At 66.8% G+C, this 13,919-nt stretch carries 16 protein-coding genes; 8 read left to right on the forward strand and 8 right to left on the reverse strand.

Translation table 11 applies throughout. The features are described from left to right. The 4 genes from HUT07_RS19235 to HUT07_RS19250 form a co-directional block, all read right to left on the reverse strand. Positions 1-1,110, reverse strand: coding sequence for a hypothetical protein (locus HUT07_RS19235; RefSeq protein ID WP_176022252.1), 1,110 nt, complete (start codon positions 1,108-1,110; stop codon positions 1-3). Between the two features lie 77 nt (positions 1,111-1,187). Beyond that, entirely contained in the window at positions 1,188-2,243 is a 1,056-nt protein-coding gene (locus tag HUT07_RS19240) for a DUF5694 domain-containing protein (RefSeq protein ID WP_217706650.1), read from the reverse strand. Between the two features lie 198 nt (positions 2,244-2,441). Further along, the gene (locus tag HUT07_RS19245; RefSeq protein ID WP_254898905.1) at positions 2,442-3,089 is read right to left on the reverse strand and encodes a DUF4304 domain-containing protein; all 648 of its coding nucleotides are present in this window, start codon (positions 3,087-3,089) and stop codon (positions 2,442-2,444) included. Between the two features lie 76 nt (positions 3,090-3,165). Next, positions 3,166-3,648, reverse strand: a complete 483-nt coding sequence (locus HUT07_RS19250; RefSeq protein WP_176022253.1) for a hypothetical protein — start codon at positions 3,646-3,648, stop codon at positions 3,166-3,168. A 189-nt stretch (positions 3,649-3,837) separates the two neighbouring features. Here HUT07_RS19250 and HUT07_RS19255 point away from each other — a divergent pair, with 189 nt between their 5' ends. Then, entirely contained in the window at positions 3,838-4,260 is a 423-nt protein-coding gene (locus HUT07_RS19255) for an H-NS histone family protein (protein WP_176022254.1), read from the forward strand. Positions 4,261-4,420: 160 nt separating this feature from the next. Then, a complete protein-coding gene (locus HUT07_RS19260) occupies positions 4,421-4,984 on the forward strand; it encodes a fasciclin domain-containing protein (protein ID WP_176022255.1) in 564 nt (187 codons plus the stop codon). Between the two features lie 121 nt (positions 4,985-5,105). On the opposite strand, the gene HUT07_RS19265 is transcribed toward HUT07_RS19260, so the two are convergent. Further along, positions 5,106-5,414 carry a hypothetical protein gene (locus HUT07_RS19265; RefSeq protein ID WP_176022256.1) on the reverse strand — a complete coding sequence of 103 codons (309 nt, stop codon included), beginning with the start codon at positions 5,412-5,414 and terminating at the stop codon, positions 5,106-5,108. A 38-nt stretch (positions 5,415-5,452) separates the two neighbouring features. Further along, on the reverse strand, positions 5,453-6,019 hold the full coding sequence (locus HUT07_RS19270; protein WP_176022257.1) for a DUF3658 domain-containing protein: 567 nt from the start codon (positions 6,017-6,019) through the stop codon (positions 5,453-5,455). Positions 6,020-6,176: 157 nt separating this feature from the next. Here HUT07_RS19270 and bioB point away from each other — a divergent pair, with 157 nt between their 5' ends. From bioB to bioC, 5 genes are all read left to right on the forward strand, one after another. After that, entirely contained in the window at positions 6,177-7,220 is a 1,044-nt protein-coding gene (gene bioB, locus HUT07_RS19275; RefSeq protein ID WP_176022258.1) for a biotin synthase BioB, read from the forward strand. A gap of 67 nt (positions 7,221-7,287) precedes the next feature. After that, a complete protein-coding gene (gene bioF, locus HUT07_RS19280; protein ID WP_176022259.1) occupies positions 7,288-8,511 on the forward strand; it encodes an 8-amino-7-oxononanoate synthase in 1,224 nt (407 codons plus the stop codon). Positions 8,512-8,528: 17 nt separating this feature from the next. Next, positions 8,529-9,308, forward strand: coding sequence for a pimeloyl-ACP methyl ester esterase BioH (gene bioH, locus HUT07_RS19285; RefSeq protein WP_176022260.1), 780 nt, complete (start codon positions 8,529-8,531; stop codon positions 9,306-9,308). A 29-nt stretch (positions 9,309-9,337) separates the two neighbouring features. After that, positions 9,338-10,117: an SDR family oxidoreductase gene (locus HUT07_RS19290; protein ID WP_176022261.1), complete on the forward strand. Its 780-nt coding sequence runs from the start codon at positions 9,338-9,340 to the stop codon at positions 10,115-10,117. A gap of 12 nt (positions 10,118-10,129) precedes the next feature. After that, positions 10,130-11,014 (forward strand): malonyl-ACP O-methyltransferase BioC, encoded by an 885-nt coding sequence (gene bioC, locus HUT07_RS19295; RefSeq protein WP_176022262.1) that lies wholly within the window; start codon positions 10,130-10,132, stop codon positions 11,012-11,014. 213 nt (positions 11,015-11,227) lie between these two features. Here the strand turns inward: bioC and HUT07_RS19300 are convergent, their stop codons facing one another. Together HUT07_RS19300 and HUT07_RS19305 are read right to left on the reverse strand one after the other, a co-directional pair. Further along, positions 11,228-11,860: a YdcF family protein gene (locus tag HUT07_RS19300; protein WP_176022263.1), complete on the reverse strand. Its 633-nt coding sequence runs from the start codon at positions 11,858-11,860 to the stop codon at positions 11,228-11,230. Next, positions 11,857-12,819, reverse strand: a complete 963-nt coding sequence (locus tag HUT07_RS19305; protein WP_176022264.1) for a pyridoxal-phosphate dependent enzyme — start codon at positions 12,817-12,819, stop codon at positions 11,857-11,859. The genes HUT07_RS19300 and HUT07_RS19305 overlap by 4 nt, the downstream gene beginning before the upstream one ends. 159 nt (positions 12,820-12,978) lie before the next feature. Between HUT07_RS19305 and HUT07_RS19310 the strand changes: the two genes are divergently transcribed. Beyond that, entirely contained in the window at positions 12,979-13,443 is a 465-nt protein-coding gene (locus tag HUT07_RS19310) for a hypothetical protein (RefSeq protein ID WP_176022265.1), read from the forward strand. Positions 13,444-13,919 lie beyond the last annotated feature (476 nt).

The raw sequence follows: 13,919 nt of genomic DNA on the forward strand, positions 1-13,919 counted from the left end.
CTATCGCATCCCGCAGGTCGCACCGACACACTGCCCATTCTCCAAGAAACGCACCTGCGAGTGCCCCGGCTCCCCAGTAGGGGCCGGTACTCCCGGTGCCACGAAGAACGTCGCCGCGTGCGCACCATACAACCCCGCCGGGATGGCGAAGGCCTTCAGTACGGTGTAACTATGGAAGGGCATGCCCTGCTCCCGCTCGGCGTTGACGCCTTCGATGCGCGGGATGTCCGCGGCACCGCCGTTACGTCGGCCACCGGCCTCCCAGGCCCGCAGGTCGGCCACGGTCGCTGGGCGCAGCACCCCGCTGCGCACCGCTGCATCAATACCAGCCTGCCCCGCCAGCGGTGCATCCTTCAGCTGGAAGTCCGCTACCGGCTTGGCCGTGATATCGGTCACCAGTTGCGCCCCAGGCGGCAACGTGCCGATGACCGCCCGGCCGTCGCGTGCCGCATAGGCCACGTCAACCGCGCGACCGAATACTTCGCGGGCCAACGGATTGAGCTTGCTCCACCCCTCTCCTCCCACGTAGGCAAAGCTGCAGGGGCCACGATCCTCGCGGGAGCTGATCAGCAGCGGCATGCCGGCAGGCAGGCCAGTCACCCGCTGCCGGTGGTAGCCGGTCACCAGCACCGCCGCAATCTGCGTACCACGCGTCCAACCAATACTCCACACGGTGGGTTCGTAAGCGCCCAACAAAAGCACCACCGGCGCGTTGGGTTCGTGCACGGCCACCTGGATGGTCGTGGCCTGGTGGCCACTCTGATCGATCTGGAAATCGGCTTCCTTACCGCCATAGGCTCCCGCCGCATAGACCTTCGCGTTGGCCGGGAGCACCAGGCCATCGATCCGGCAGGTGCTCGGCGGGGTATCCACCTTTGCCGGCGCCTCGAACGGGAAGGGCTGCGTGTCCGCCGCGGAGTGCACGATCACGGGGGGCACCTCGATGGGCCCCGCAGGCATCGCGTCTGCGGCGTCAGGCGCTTGCGCCCCCTTGCCCGTCGATGCCTGCACATTCGGTTCGGACAGCGAGGGTTCGGTGCAGCCCGCCAACAGCGCCAGCCCGGCGACCGCGACATACATTCTGGTGCCGGAAATGACGTTGCGTTTCATGTTGTGATCCTTCATGGCGAGGAATCGGGCACTGATCGGGAACGGCTTGCCTCATGCAGTCGCCGGTCGTTGGCGGACTACTCCAGCATCGCCTGCACGTCGACGATACGCACGTCGTGCATCTGCTCGAGATACGCGGCCAGGTACGCCTTGTGCGATGCACCGACAAGCACCAGCGTGCGCATCCCCGGGGTCGGCCCCATCAGGTCGCGGATGTTGGCCGCCATGCGCAGGTTGCGCGTCTCCCACGAGGTGACGTAGCGCCGCCCGTAGCCCTGCGGAGACGGCTCCTCCAATGCGGCGCCGTAGTCGCTTTCGAAGGCGACCGATGCCAGGTCCGCTGCGTTGTAGCGGCGATACAGCGCCAGTGCCTTCTGCGGCGTGTCGACCTGCGCTTCCAACGCACCGAACATCGTCCCCCGGCGCTTGCTCGCCGGGTTGTCCCAGGCCTTCCTGATCGCGGCTGCATAAGCTTTGGGATCGGGGCCAAACTGATCGGAGCTGTGGTCATCCATCGGCCACAACCGCTCGTGGCCAAGACGGGCTGCGAGTGTTGCGGCAATGAGCGTGTTCTCATTGCGGCTGACACGCAGCGCTTCCAGGGCCGCAACCAACTCCTGGTCCAGGCCGTCTCCTGCCTGCCGATCCGCTTCAGGGAGACGCAACCATTGGACCAGCGCCGAATCGCGTTCGCCGGCAGCCAGGAACGTAGCGGCAAGCGTGCGCCGTTGCGCGGCCGTGGGATGTGCAGGCCACGTTGCCAGCATCGTCTCTGCCGACGCGTTCGCTGCCGGCACATCAAGACCCGTTGCTTTCCCGGCCGCCGAAACATCGGGACAGTAGTCCTTCACCGTATAGCGGTAGCGGGAAGGGTATCGCCGCATCATGTCGCACTGCTGGCCCGATACCGACTCGATCGCGATGGCCTTCGGCTGCCACGCTGCGAGCCGGTCGATCAGGGTACCCAGTGACGCGGGCTCGAAGGTTTCCGGCAGCACCGCCAAGTGCGCGGTACCGAGCACCATCACTTCGTTCGGCACTCCGTGCTGCGGCCCTTTGTGGGCGCGCGGGTCAAAGGTCTGTGCGTGCACTGTTCCTGCAAGCATCCATGCCGCCAGCAGCGGGCCGATCACTACGCGTCGTCCCCACATCCCCTGCATCATTCCGTGCTGCATATGGTTCGCCGTTGAAGCGCATGTCCAGCGCATAGCGGCGCAGATTCCATCGCCGCCAGCGCTTTGTCAATCGTCATGGCGCTGCTCAAGCAGGAGGCCACCGCTGCTTGGATGTCTGCCACAAGAGATAGACGGAACGTACCCATTGTGGCCCCCTCAAGCCTCGAACGGCCTGGCAGCACTGTGCTGGGCAGGGAGTCGCAGCGCTGCGCGCGTTCGCCCGATCGTGGCCGCGATCTCCTGTTCAAACCCGCCCCCCGACTCCAGGCAGCGCAGCAGCCCGGCAGCCCTCTGCTTCAGCTCAATGGCCCATGCCACGTCATATGAATCGGCGATCACTTCTGCAAACAGCAACCGACTGCGTTCGACGTCTCCAGCCAACCCGGCCGACACCGCCGAATGGTATGTGTTCCATAGCGTCGGCGATGCATTGGCGGTCATCCATGCCAATGCATGAGCGACCGAGGGGAAGCGCTCGCGCAGCGCCAGCACTTCCTGTGCCGCACGTCTGGCCAACAGCATGGCCGCGTCGGAGAACTGCTCCTCGCTGGTGAACTCGTGGAAGCCTTCCACCCGGTACCCGGCGTCGAACGAAAGAAAATCCTTCTCATGCCAGAGCCAGCACGCTCCCACATTCAGATAGCTTCCCTTCCCCCACGAAGATGGCTGGAACTCGACCACGCCGATCCACCACCCCTGGTCGTCAAGCCAGATTCTGGAGCGCCCCTTCTGCACACAGCCCAGAGGGCGCAGCACCGCCCTGGCTGCGCCAGTGATCATTCGAGAGTGCTGGGCAGTCGACATCGAAGGCATCCTTGCGCTCGCGAACGTTCATGGAATCGTACTGGAAGGAGGGGCAGTGGGTAGCAGGTGCACCCGCTTACCTGGCCAATGCCTGCTGGAAGTCACGCTGTCCGCCTTCGCCCCACCATGGAACAGACACACTACCGCCGAGTGCGCGAAGGTCGCCAAGCAGCGACAGGAAAGCCCGTATCTCGGCGTCCTGCCAGGTGGCCCCCATACGATAATCAACGGTGAACCCGTCAGCAGTCACCAGGACGCCGAGGTCTGGTAGTCGGGTTCCTTGGCGGACAATTCCCTCAAGGAGAAGATGAAATGGCTCTGATTCACCCGAGCCGAGCCGTTCCGCATCCTCCAGTCCGGAAAACTGTCGCACCGATGGTTTGCCCGACGCCCACAGCTGCCCTCCCCCACGAGTAGCATCGCGCGCGCCGCAGGCGAACAGATGCGCGAAGGCAGCCACCATGTGTGCGGGCACGGCGAACGTGACTTCCACTTCGGGAAGTGAACCGTCATCTGTCTTGAAGTAGTGTCCCGGAATCATGCTGGTTCGGCTGCGCATGTGATCAGGCCGGAACGGTAACCGAGTGACCCGCCACTGACTACGTTCGCTGGAGTTCCGCGTGCTGGAAACGGTTTCCGCTGCAAGGCGAGGATCCCGGCGTTCCCGGCCTGGGCGTGGTGACGGACACGGCGCAGCTGAAGCATCCGCCGCTTGACAGGCAACCAGGATCTCCTGACTCTCCGCAGCATGACTATCGACGTTGAACACCTGAGCCTGCGCGAACTGAACGCCCTTGTGGCTGCTGCCGAGCAGCGGAGGGCGCTGGTCGCCAGCCGCCGCCCCGTGGCCGTCGTCCGCCGCAAGCTGATCGCCTTTGCAGCGCAGTGCGGCTACACGATCGAGGAACTGATCGGCACCGCGCCCAGCGAGGCCACGGCGCCGGCCAGAAAACCTGCCGCACGACGCAAGCCCGGCAAGGTGGCCGCCAAGTACCGCGATCCGGACAACAAGCGCAACACGTGGTCGGGCCGCGGCCGCATGCCGCGCTGGCTTGCCGAACGCACCAAGCATGGCCGCAGCCCGGCCGATTTCCTGATTCCCGGGCTGGGCCGGTCCACCGCTCCCAAGACCCGCACGATCGGGCAGAAGACGGTCTTCAAGCAGGGCTGAGCGCTTGTCTGAAGACGCGACGCCGCTCACGGCAGCGTCTCATCGCTGAACCATGCAGGCAACGCGCGCGTTTACGGGTCGGGCGGTGCATCCGCTGGCCCGCCTGCTGCGTACCTTCCATGCCCCCATGCCGGGGGCGGAAGTACCCAGGAGACGCACCATGCACGCTCTTCTTCAACGTGTCGCCCTCACCGCCAGCCTCGCGGTGCTCTGCGGCACCGCCTCGCTCAGCTTCGCCGCCGACACCGTGATGGTCGGTGGCGCTGCGATGTACCCCAGCAAGACCATCGTCGAGAACGCACTCAACTCCAAGGATCACACCACGCTGGTGGCCGCCGTGAAGGCCGCCGGGCTGGTGGATACGCTCAATGGCAAAGGCCCGTTCACGGTCTTTGCGCCCACCAACGAAGCATTCGCCAAGCTGCCTGCAGGCACGGTGGATACGCTGGTCAAGCCTGAACACAAAGCCGATCTGACCAAGATCCTGACCTACCACGTGGTCGCCGGCACCCATACCTCGCAGCAGCTGATGGCCGACGCCAGGAAGCACGGCGGCATGGTGTCGCTGAAGACGGTGGAAGGCGAACCGCTGACCGTAAAGCTGCACGATGGCGCGCTGTGGGTGGTTGATGCCAAGGGCGGCAAGGCTGCCATCAGCATTGCCGATGTCAGGCAGTCCAATGGCGTGATCCACGTCGTGGACACGGTGCTGATGCCGAAATGATCTGATGCGCCGGGCGGGCATTCACGCGAGTGCCCGATCCGGCGTGGGCTTGCACGGCCGCGCGTCTGCAATGATCGGCGCCTTCGGCGGCATCCGCAGCACTTGCGGGATGCAGCAGACGTCATGCTCCAAGACGATTGAGTACGTGCACCAACTCCAGCTGGTTGCAGCCTCCGGCGGGCAGCACGCCATCCACGTCCGGCACTCCTATCTCGAACCCATATTCCACGTCTTCGAAGTACAGCAGGCCCTGTGGAAAATGAGCCACGACCAGCACCGGCTCAATCAACCCCAAGCGATGCAACCGCACCGGATGGATCGGAACCCTCAACAACGCAAACGCTGCTTGTTGACGCGGCGAGCAATCCTGCAGTTGGCGCGCAATCAACGCTTCCAGTTCCCGCACGGTCATCGGTTCCCAGCTGTCCACGTGGACTCCTGCAGTTTCACTTCCCGCTGCCGGGATCATCAGCGTCCCCTTCGTACTTCGCTGAAGCGCATGCGCGACAGGTCGCCGACAGCCTCCAGCACGCCCCGCTCGACCAGCCTGCGCACACGCCCTGCGTAGAACACATCTGGAATTCCCGGTTGACCTTCGGGGTCCAGCGACATCGCCGTGGCCACGACATAGGCGACTTTGCGGAACTGATCGTCACAGCGGGACAGCAGCTGCTGATCGATCCACGCAACGTCTTCGTCGGTCAACGCTGCGATGTGATGCCGCTGCTCGTCGGTCAGGTACATATCACTGTCCGGTGCGTCGTCAGCCTCGGGTAACCGGCCATTGACCGCCAGCAGGCGAACCAGCACGTAGAAGCCAAAGTCAGCCAACTCCGCCTCTGAAAGGCTTTCGAGGTCGGCAAGCAGGCTCGGTGGATAGTCTTTGAATGTAACGAACGTACGGTGCTGCCACATACCGGCAGTCTCCGATCTGCGCAGGTCATCCAACACCAGACGCACACCTCCATCAGGCAGATCAGCCAGGCTGCACAGCACCGCGTTGCGACAGGTTGCGGCGTTCTGATGCGGATTCATGCCGATTCTCACGTTCCATGTGTAGCGGCGAACTTAGCACCGCCGCATTTCGTTTGGGCGGCGGCACGCTGTAAACCATAGACATATCTGCATGGTTGACAGAAGTCCCAGCCCCACCCAGACTGCGCCCTCGCTCCAGCCCTTCCAAGGTCCCGCCATGGCAACCGCCATCCGCCACGACTGGCACCACGACGAACTGCAGGCGCTGTTCGACCTGCCCTTCCCGGAACTGCTGTTCCACGCCGCCGCGGTCCACCGCGAGCACTTCGACCCGGCCCAGGTGCAGGTCTCCACGCTGCTGTCGGTGAAGACCGGTGGCTGCCCGGAAGACTGCGCGTACTGCCCGCAGGCGCAGCGCTACAGCACCGGGGTCAACGCGCAGAAGCTGATGGAGACCGACGCGGTGCTGGCCAAAGCGCGCCAGGCCAAGGCCGCCGGTGCCTCGCGCTTCTGCATGGGTGCGGCCTGGCGTTCGCCGAAGGACCGCGACATCCCGAAGGTGGCCGCGATGATCGCCGGGGTGAAAGCGCTGGGCCTGGAAACCTGCGCCACGCTGGGCATGCTCAGTGGCGAGCAGGCGCGCGCATTGAAGGACGCCGGTCTGGACTACTACAACCACAACCTCGATACCGCGCCGGACTACTACGATTCGATCATCCACACCCGGCAGTACCAGGACCGCCTGGACACGCTGGAGCACGTGCGCGATGCCGGCCTGAAGACCTGCTGCGGTGGCATCGTCGGCATGGGCGAAACGCGCGCGCAGCGCGTCGGCCTGCTGCTGGCGCTGGCCACGTTGCCGGCGCATCCCGATTCGGTGCCGATCAACAAGCTGGTGCAGGTGGCCGGCACGCCGTTGCATGGCAGTGCCGAGCTGGACCCGTTCGAGTTCGTGCGCATGATCGCCGTGGCGCGCATCGCCATGCCGCGTTCGATGGTGCGGCTGTCGGCCGGTCGCGAAGCGATGAGTGACGAACTGCAGGCGTTGTGCTTCCTGGCCGGCGCCAACTCCATCTTCTATGGCGACAAGCTGCTGACCACCGGCAACCCGGAGAGCGAGCGCGACATGGCCCTGTTCGCACGCTTGGGCCTGCAGCCGATGGCGGTGCAGGTGGACGCCGACGGCCACGACCATGGCGGCACCGTGCATGCCGATATCAGCGCCGATGCGCCCGGCTGCGGCTGCGCCCACGCGGCCTGAGCCGGCGGCCAAGCAGGCGTCGCGGCAACGCGCTACCCTAGCCGCCCCGTCGCCGCATCCAGCCGCCATGGCACGCCCCGACCTGACCGCCCGCCTCCAAGCCCAGCGCGCGTTGCGCGATGCACAAGGCCGTCGCCGCCCGCGGCGCACGGTCACCCGTCGCGATGGTGTGCGCCTGGAAGTCGATGGGCGCTGGCTGACGGGCTTCTGCAGCAACGACTACCTGGGCCTGGCCCAGCAGTTCAGCGTGGTCAACGCACTGCAGGATGCCGCCGCGCGCGAAGGCGCCGGTGCCGGTGCTTCGCACCTGGTCTGTGGCCACCACGCGCTGCATGACGCCTTGGAACGCGAAGTGGCCGAGTGGCTCGGTTACCCGCGTGCGCTGCTGTTCGGCAGTGGCTTCGCCGCCAACCTGGCCGTGCAGCAGGCGCTGCTGAGCGAAGAGAACGATGTCTGCGTGCAGGACAAGCTCAACCACGCCAGTCTGCTCGATGCCACGCGCCTGGCCGGCGCGCGCCTGCGCCGCTACCCGCACCTGGATGCGGAAGGTGCGATGCGCCAGCTCAAGCATGCGCCCGATGGCGCAGCAATGCTGGCCACCGACAGTGTCTTCAGCATGGATGGCGATATCGCGCCGCTGCGTGCGCTGTCGCTGGTCGCGCGCCTGCAGCAGGCGTTGTTCTACGTGGACGATGCGCATGGCGTCGGCGTGCTCGGCGATGGCCGTGGCGCGGTCGCCACTGCCGGCCTCGGCGTGAACGATGTGCCACTGCAGCTGGTCACCCTGGGCAAGGCGCTCGGCGGTTCCGGCGCGCTGGTGCTCGGCCGCGAGGACCTGATCGAGCACCTGGCCGAAACCGCACGCCCCTACATCTACACCACCGCCATGGCGCCAGCGTTGGCGGCGTCCGCGCTGGAAGCGGTGCGCCTGGCCCGCCGCGATCATTGGCGCCGCGCAAAGCTTGCCGATCTGATTGCCTTGTTCCGCGGCGAAGCGCGACGCCACGGGCTGGATCTGATGGCATCGGAAACGCCGATCCAGCCTCTGCTGTGTGGCGACGACCACACTGCAGTGGCGATGTCGCAGGCGCTGGAACAGGCCGGCTGGCTGGTCGGCGCGATCCGCCCACCGACCGTGCCGGAGGGCAAAGCGCGCCTGCGCGTCACCTTGTCCGCGCTGCACACCACCGAACAGGTGCGCGGCCTGGTCGAAGCCATCGCCGTTGCACGCGACCGCGTGGCCTTTGCCGCGCGCGAAGTGCTGCCACCGTCGTTGCCGGCGCTGGCCTGAGTGATCGTGTAGTTCCCATGCATATTGAAGTGACCGGCCATGGGCCGGACCTGGTACTGATCCACGGCTGGGCCCTGCAGGGCGGCGTGTTTGCGCCGCTGGTGCAGCGGTTGGCCGATCAGTTCACGCTGCATCTGGTCGACCTGCCCGGCCATGGCCACAGCCGCGACGACAGCACGCCACTGCGTCTGCCGTTCGTGGTCAACGCCATTGCCACGGCCACGCCGCCAGCGGTGTGGTGCGGTTGGTCACTGGGCGGCCTGTTCGCGCTGCACGCGGCGGCCACGCTGCCGAAGGTGCGTGGTCTGGCGATGATCGCCGCCACGCCGCGCTTCGTGCGTGGTGATGACTGGCCGCACGCTGTGGAGCCGTCGGTGTTCGAGCAGTTCGGTCGTGACCTGGCGCGGGACTTCAGCGGCACCCTGGAACGTTTCCTGGCACTGGACGTGATGGGTTCGGCGCATGCCCGCGAGGAACTGCGCACCCTGCGCCAACGCCTGGTCGAGCGCGGCGCGCCTGCCGAACGTGCACTGCGCGAGGGCCTGCAACTGCTGGAGAACACCGACCTGCGTGGCGCCCTGCCCACACTGGGCAAGCCCAGCCTGTGGATTGCCGGCCAGCGCGACCGTCTGGTCTCGCCGGCCGCGATGCAGGCCGCTGCGGCGCTGGCGCCGGGCGGGCAGTCGCTGACCGTCGCCCATGGCGGCCACGCGCCCTTCCTCGGCCATGCCGATGACGTTGCAGCCGCCCTGCAACACTTCGTTGCCGGCCTGTCACCGGCCGATGGCGGACAATGACCGCCTTCCAAACCGCGCAGGACTGACGCATGGATATGGGTATCTCCGGCCGCTGGGCACTGGTCTGCGGCGCAAGCAAGGGCCTGGGCCTCGGCTGCGCACGTGCGCTGGTACGTGAGGGCGTAAACCTGGTGATCGTGGCCCGTGGCGAGGACGCGCTGCAGGCTGCCGCTGCCGATCTGCGCGCGCAGCCCGGCGCCGCTGACGTGCGCGCGGTCGCCGCCGACGTCACCACCGAGGCGGGCCGCGCCCAGGCGCTGGCCGCCTGCCCGCAGGTCGACATCCTGGTAACCAACGCCGGTGGTCCGCCGCCGGGAGACTTCCGCACGTTCGAGCGCGACGATTGGATCGCTGCGCTGGACGCCAACATGCTGGCGCCGATCGCGCTGATCCGCGCCACCGTCGACGCGATGATCGAACGCGGCTTCGGTCGCATCGTCAACATCACCTCGTCATCGGTGAAGGCACCCATCGATACGCTGGCGCTGTCCAACGGCGCGCGCAGCGGCCTGACCGGCTTCGTCGCGGGGCTGGCGCGGCGCACGGTCGCCCACAACGTCACGATCAACAACCTGCTGCCCGGCCAGTTCGACACCGACCGCCTGCGCGCCAACTTCGCCCACGCCGCTGGCCAGGATGGCGACGTGCAGGCCGTGGCCGAACGCCGCCGCCAGCAGATTCCCGCCGGCCGCTTCGGTACGCCGGACGAATTCGGCGCGGCCTGCGCCTTCCTGTGCAGTGCACAGGCCGGTTACCTCACCGGGCAGAACCTGCTGATCGACGGCGGCGCCTACCCCGGTACGTTCTAAGAGACTTCTGCAATGCCGTCCCACTTCGATGCCCGCCATGTCCGCCGCGCCTTCGCCCGCGCCGCCACCAGCTACGACGCTGCCGCCGCCCTGCAGCGCGAAGTGCAGTCACGGCTGCTGGAATCGCTGGATTATCTGGAGGCACGCAAGCCGGAGGTGGTGCTGGACATCGGTGCTGGCACCGGCCATGCCAGCGCGCTGATGAAGAAGCGCTGGCCGAAGGCGCAGGTGATCGCGCTGGATGTGGCACTGCCGATGCTGGACCAGGCCAAGCGTCAGGCAGGCTGGTGGAAGCCGTTCCAGCGCCTGTGCGCCGATGCCGCCGCGCTGCCGTTGGCTGACAACAGCGTGGATGTGATCTTCAGCAACCTGTGCCTGCAGTGGGTCGACGACCTGCCGGCGGTGTTCGCCGGTTTCCGCCGCGTGCTCAAGCCCGGTGGGCTGCTGGTGTGTTCAACCTTCGGGCCGGAAACGCTGGTCGAACTCAATGAAGCCTTCGCCGCCGCCGATGACCGGCCACATGTCAGCCGCTTCGCGCAGATCGCCCAGTTCGGCGATGCGCTGATGATGGCCGGCTTCCGCGACCCGGTTCTGGACCGCGACCTGTTCACCCTCACCTATGACGATCTGCCTTCGTTGATGCGCGAGCTGCGTGCGATGGGCGCGACCAACGCGCGGGTTGATCGCCGCCATACCTTGACCGGCCGTGGGCGGTTTGCGGCGGCAGCGGCGGCGTACGAGCCGATGCGGCGCGACGATGGCAAGCTGCCCAGCAGCTGGGAAGTGATCTACGCCCATGCCTGGGCACCCGACCCGGGCGCACCGATCCGCGAAGGCGGCCATGACATTGCGTCTGTGCCGGTGTCGGCGATCCCGATCCGGCGCAAGCAGACCTGACTGTCTGGTAGTGCCGGCCGCTGGACGGCAACCTCACGATCCCAGGGTGGGCATCTGCCGGCCAGCGGCCGGCACTACCGCATGCCACGCCGATCAGATCGCGGTGCCGCCAGCATGGTGCCGACCAAGGTCGGCACCTATCAAAGGCAGGTATGGGCCGGCACGCGAACCGGGTGGCGCCGGGCCATGCCCGGCGAGCGCAGCGGCAGCCGCTCAGGTATTGGCCGGCGAACTCAACGGCGGCCGCACCAGATCACGGTGGAAGAAGTAGATCTCCTGCACCAGGAAACGCCAGCTGGTATGGAAGCTTCGGAAACGCGTGCTCGGCGTGGACGATGCCAACGCCTGGATGCCCAGCGCCTTGCTCAGGCGCAGCGCGCGCGCCATGTGCAGCGGGTCACTGACGATGATCACGGAATGCAGCTTGCGCTGGTCCATCAGTCGTTTGGCCTCGACCAGGTTCTGCACGGTATTGCGCGAGGCGGTCTCGATGAGGATCGCGTCATCGGGAATGCCGTGCTTGAGCGCGTAGCGCCGGGCCACCTGCGATTCGGAGAAGCGCGCGCCAGTGCCGCCATAGCCACCGGTGAAGATCAGCAGGGGCGCGTAGCCGGCGTCATACAGATCCAGGCCATGGCGGATGCGCTCTTCAAATACCGGCGAGGGCTTTGAATCATAGGCCGCCGCACCGAGCACGATGATCGCGTCCGCCTTGGCCGCCTGGTCGCGTTCACCGACCCAGACGATCCAGGCGGTCACGCCCAGCAGCCAGATCACCAGCAGTACGAACAACCGCCACACCCAACCGAGCAGGCCGGTGCCTTCGCGATGGCGGCCGCGGCTCATGGCGCCCCCCAGCGCAGGGCAGGCAGATCGACGTTGCCGCCGGACAGCACCAGACCCACACGCAGGCCGGCAAAGCGCGCAGGCTGCGCAAGCACCGCCGCCAGCACGATCGCCGAGGACGGTTCGACCACCTGCTTGAGCACATCCCACAGCAGGCGCATCGCCGCCACGGTGGCGTCATCGTCAACCACGATGACCTCCGCGCCCGCGGCCTGCAGCAGCGCGAAGTTGGGCGCGCCGATCAGCGTGCGCAGTCCATCGCAGATGGTGTCCGGGGCAAATGCTTCCTGTCGCTTGCCGGTCGCCAGTGAACGGGCAGTGTCGTCGGCGCCGGCCGGCTCGGCCAGCACCAGCCGGGTGCCCGGGCTGGCGTACTGCAGGGCCAGCGCGGTACCGCTGGCCAGGCCACCGCCGCCCACCGGCACCACCAGCACGTCGAACGGGCCGTCGCTGTGCAGCAGTTCCAGGGCCGCTGTGCCCTGCCCGGCCATCACCGCCGGGTCCGTATACGGATGGACCAGGGTCGCGCCGGTATCGGCCTGCACCTTGGCGCAGGTGGCTTCGCGGTCGGCGATGGTGGCCGGGCAGCGCCAGAGGGTGGCGCCATGCCGGGCAATGTTGGCCAGCTTGGCCGCCACTGCCCCTTCGGGCACTACCACGTGGCACGGAATGCCCCGGGTGCGCGCGGCCAGGGCCAGTGCGGCACCGTGGTTGCCGGAGGAATGGGTCACCACGCCAGCACTGGCGCTATCGGCATCAAGCGACCACACCGCATTGCAGGCACCACGGAACTTGAATGCGCCACCGCGCTGCAGGTGCTCGGCCTTGAACGCCAATTGCGCACCCGCCAACGCATCCAGCGTGCGCGAGCGCAGCACGGGGGTCACGCTGGCATGGGGTGCGATCCGCGCGGCGGCGGCAAGGACGTCATCAGCGCGGGGCAACAGTGAATCGCTCATGACGCAAGATTAACGTATGGCCCCGCGCTGGCGAGGGCGCCATCGGTCATGCCAGCATGCAGGCCTACACCGCCATTCATCCTGGCCGGCGGAATTAAGGGCTGATTCAACGCCGGCGGCTGAAGCTGCCTGCATACCCGTCCTCTGGGGGGACCCATCATGAAAACGCGCCTGATGCTTGCCGGTGGCCTGCTGCTGGCCCTGACCGGTTGCACCACCTACGACTATGTCGGTGGCCGCAGCGGTGGTTACTACCACGGTGCGCCGTCGGTCGAGTACCGCTACCCCTATGGCTACCCGGCCGACTACGGCTATCCGTATTACGGCGGCGGTGGCTATTACGGCTACGGCGGTCCGTACTACCAGCGGCCGATCTATCGCCCGCCGCACAACCATCGCCCGCCACCGCGTCCGGGCAATGGTGGCGAGAACCGTCCGCCACCGCCGCCGCGCCAGAACAATGGCGGCTCGCCCTGGCGCAACATGGATTCGATGCGCCGGCCGCCGCAGCCCGCGCAGCGGGTCGAGCGCCCGTCTCCGGCGCCGCAGGCGCGTCCTGCGCCAGCGCCGCGGGCGCCAAGGATGAACAGTTCCCCCTGGCGTGCGATGGATCAAGAGAGATAGCGCACAGTTGCGCGTGTTCCGCCTTGCATTTCACACGGTCCAAGCCTCAATCTACGCAGGTGGTGACGGCCCGCGTCACAAAGTGACAAAAACGTTAAGGGCACGTCACAAACAGCTCTACGTCGATATCCGACAGGAACATCTGGATCCCCCCTGTTCCGGCCCTGTCGGATGTCGGCACCTTTGAAGACGAACGGCCCCGCACTGCGGGGCCGTTCGTTTTGGACCGGGGTCGCCGAGCCATCCACGCATGGCGTGGATCTACTGATGACGGCCCACGGTAGATCCACGCCATGCGTGGATGGGGCTCTCCCGGTACCGGCAAAAAAAACAGGGCCGGACAGTCCCCCGACTGCCGGCCCCTCTGCTCCCCCACCGTGCGCCTGTACCGGCCCCTGTTCCAATTCCGGTCACGGGCGCCTGCGGCGCCAGCCACGGTGGGTGCTATTGGGTTATCTGCAAAAATCCTGCCAACT

It is taken from the genome of Stenotrophomonas sp. NA06056 (assembly GCF_013364355.1).
GTDB lineage: Bacteria > Pseudomonadota > Gammaproteobacteria > Xanthomonadales > Xanthomonadaceae > Stenotrophomonas.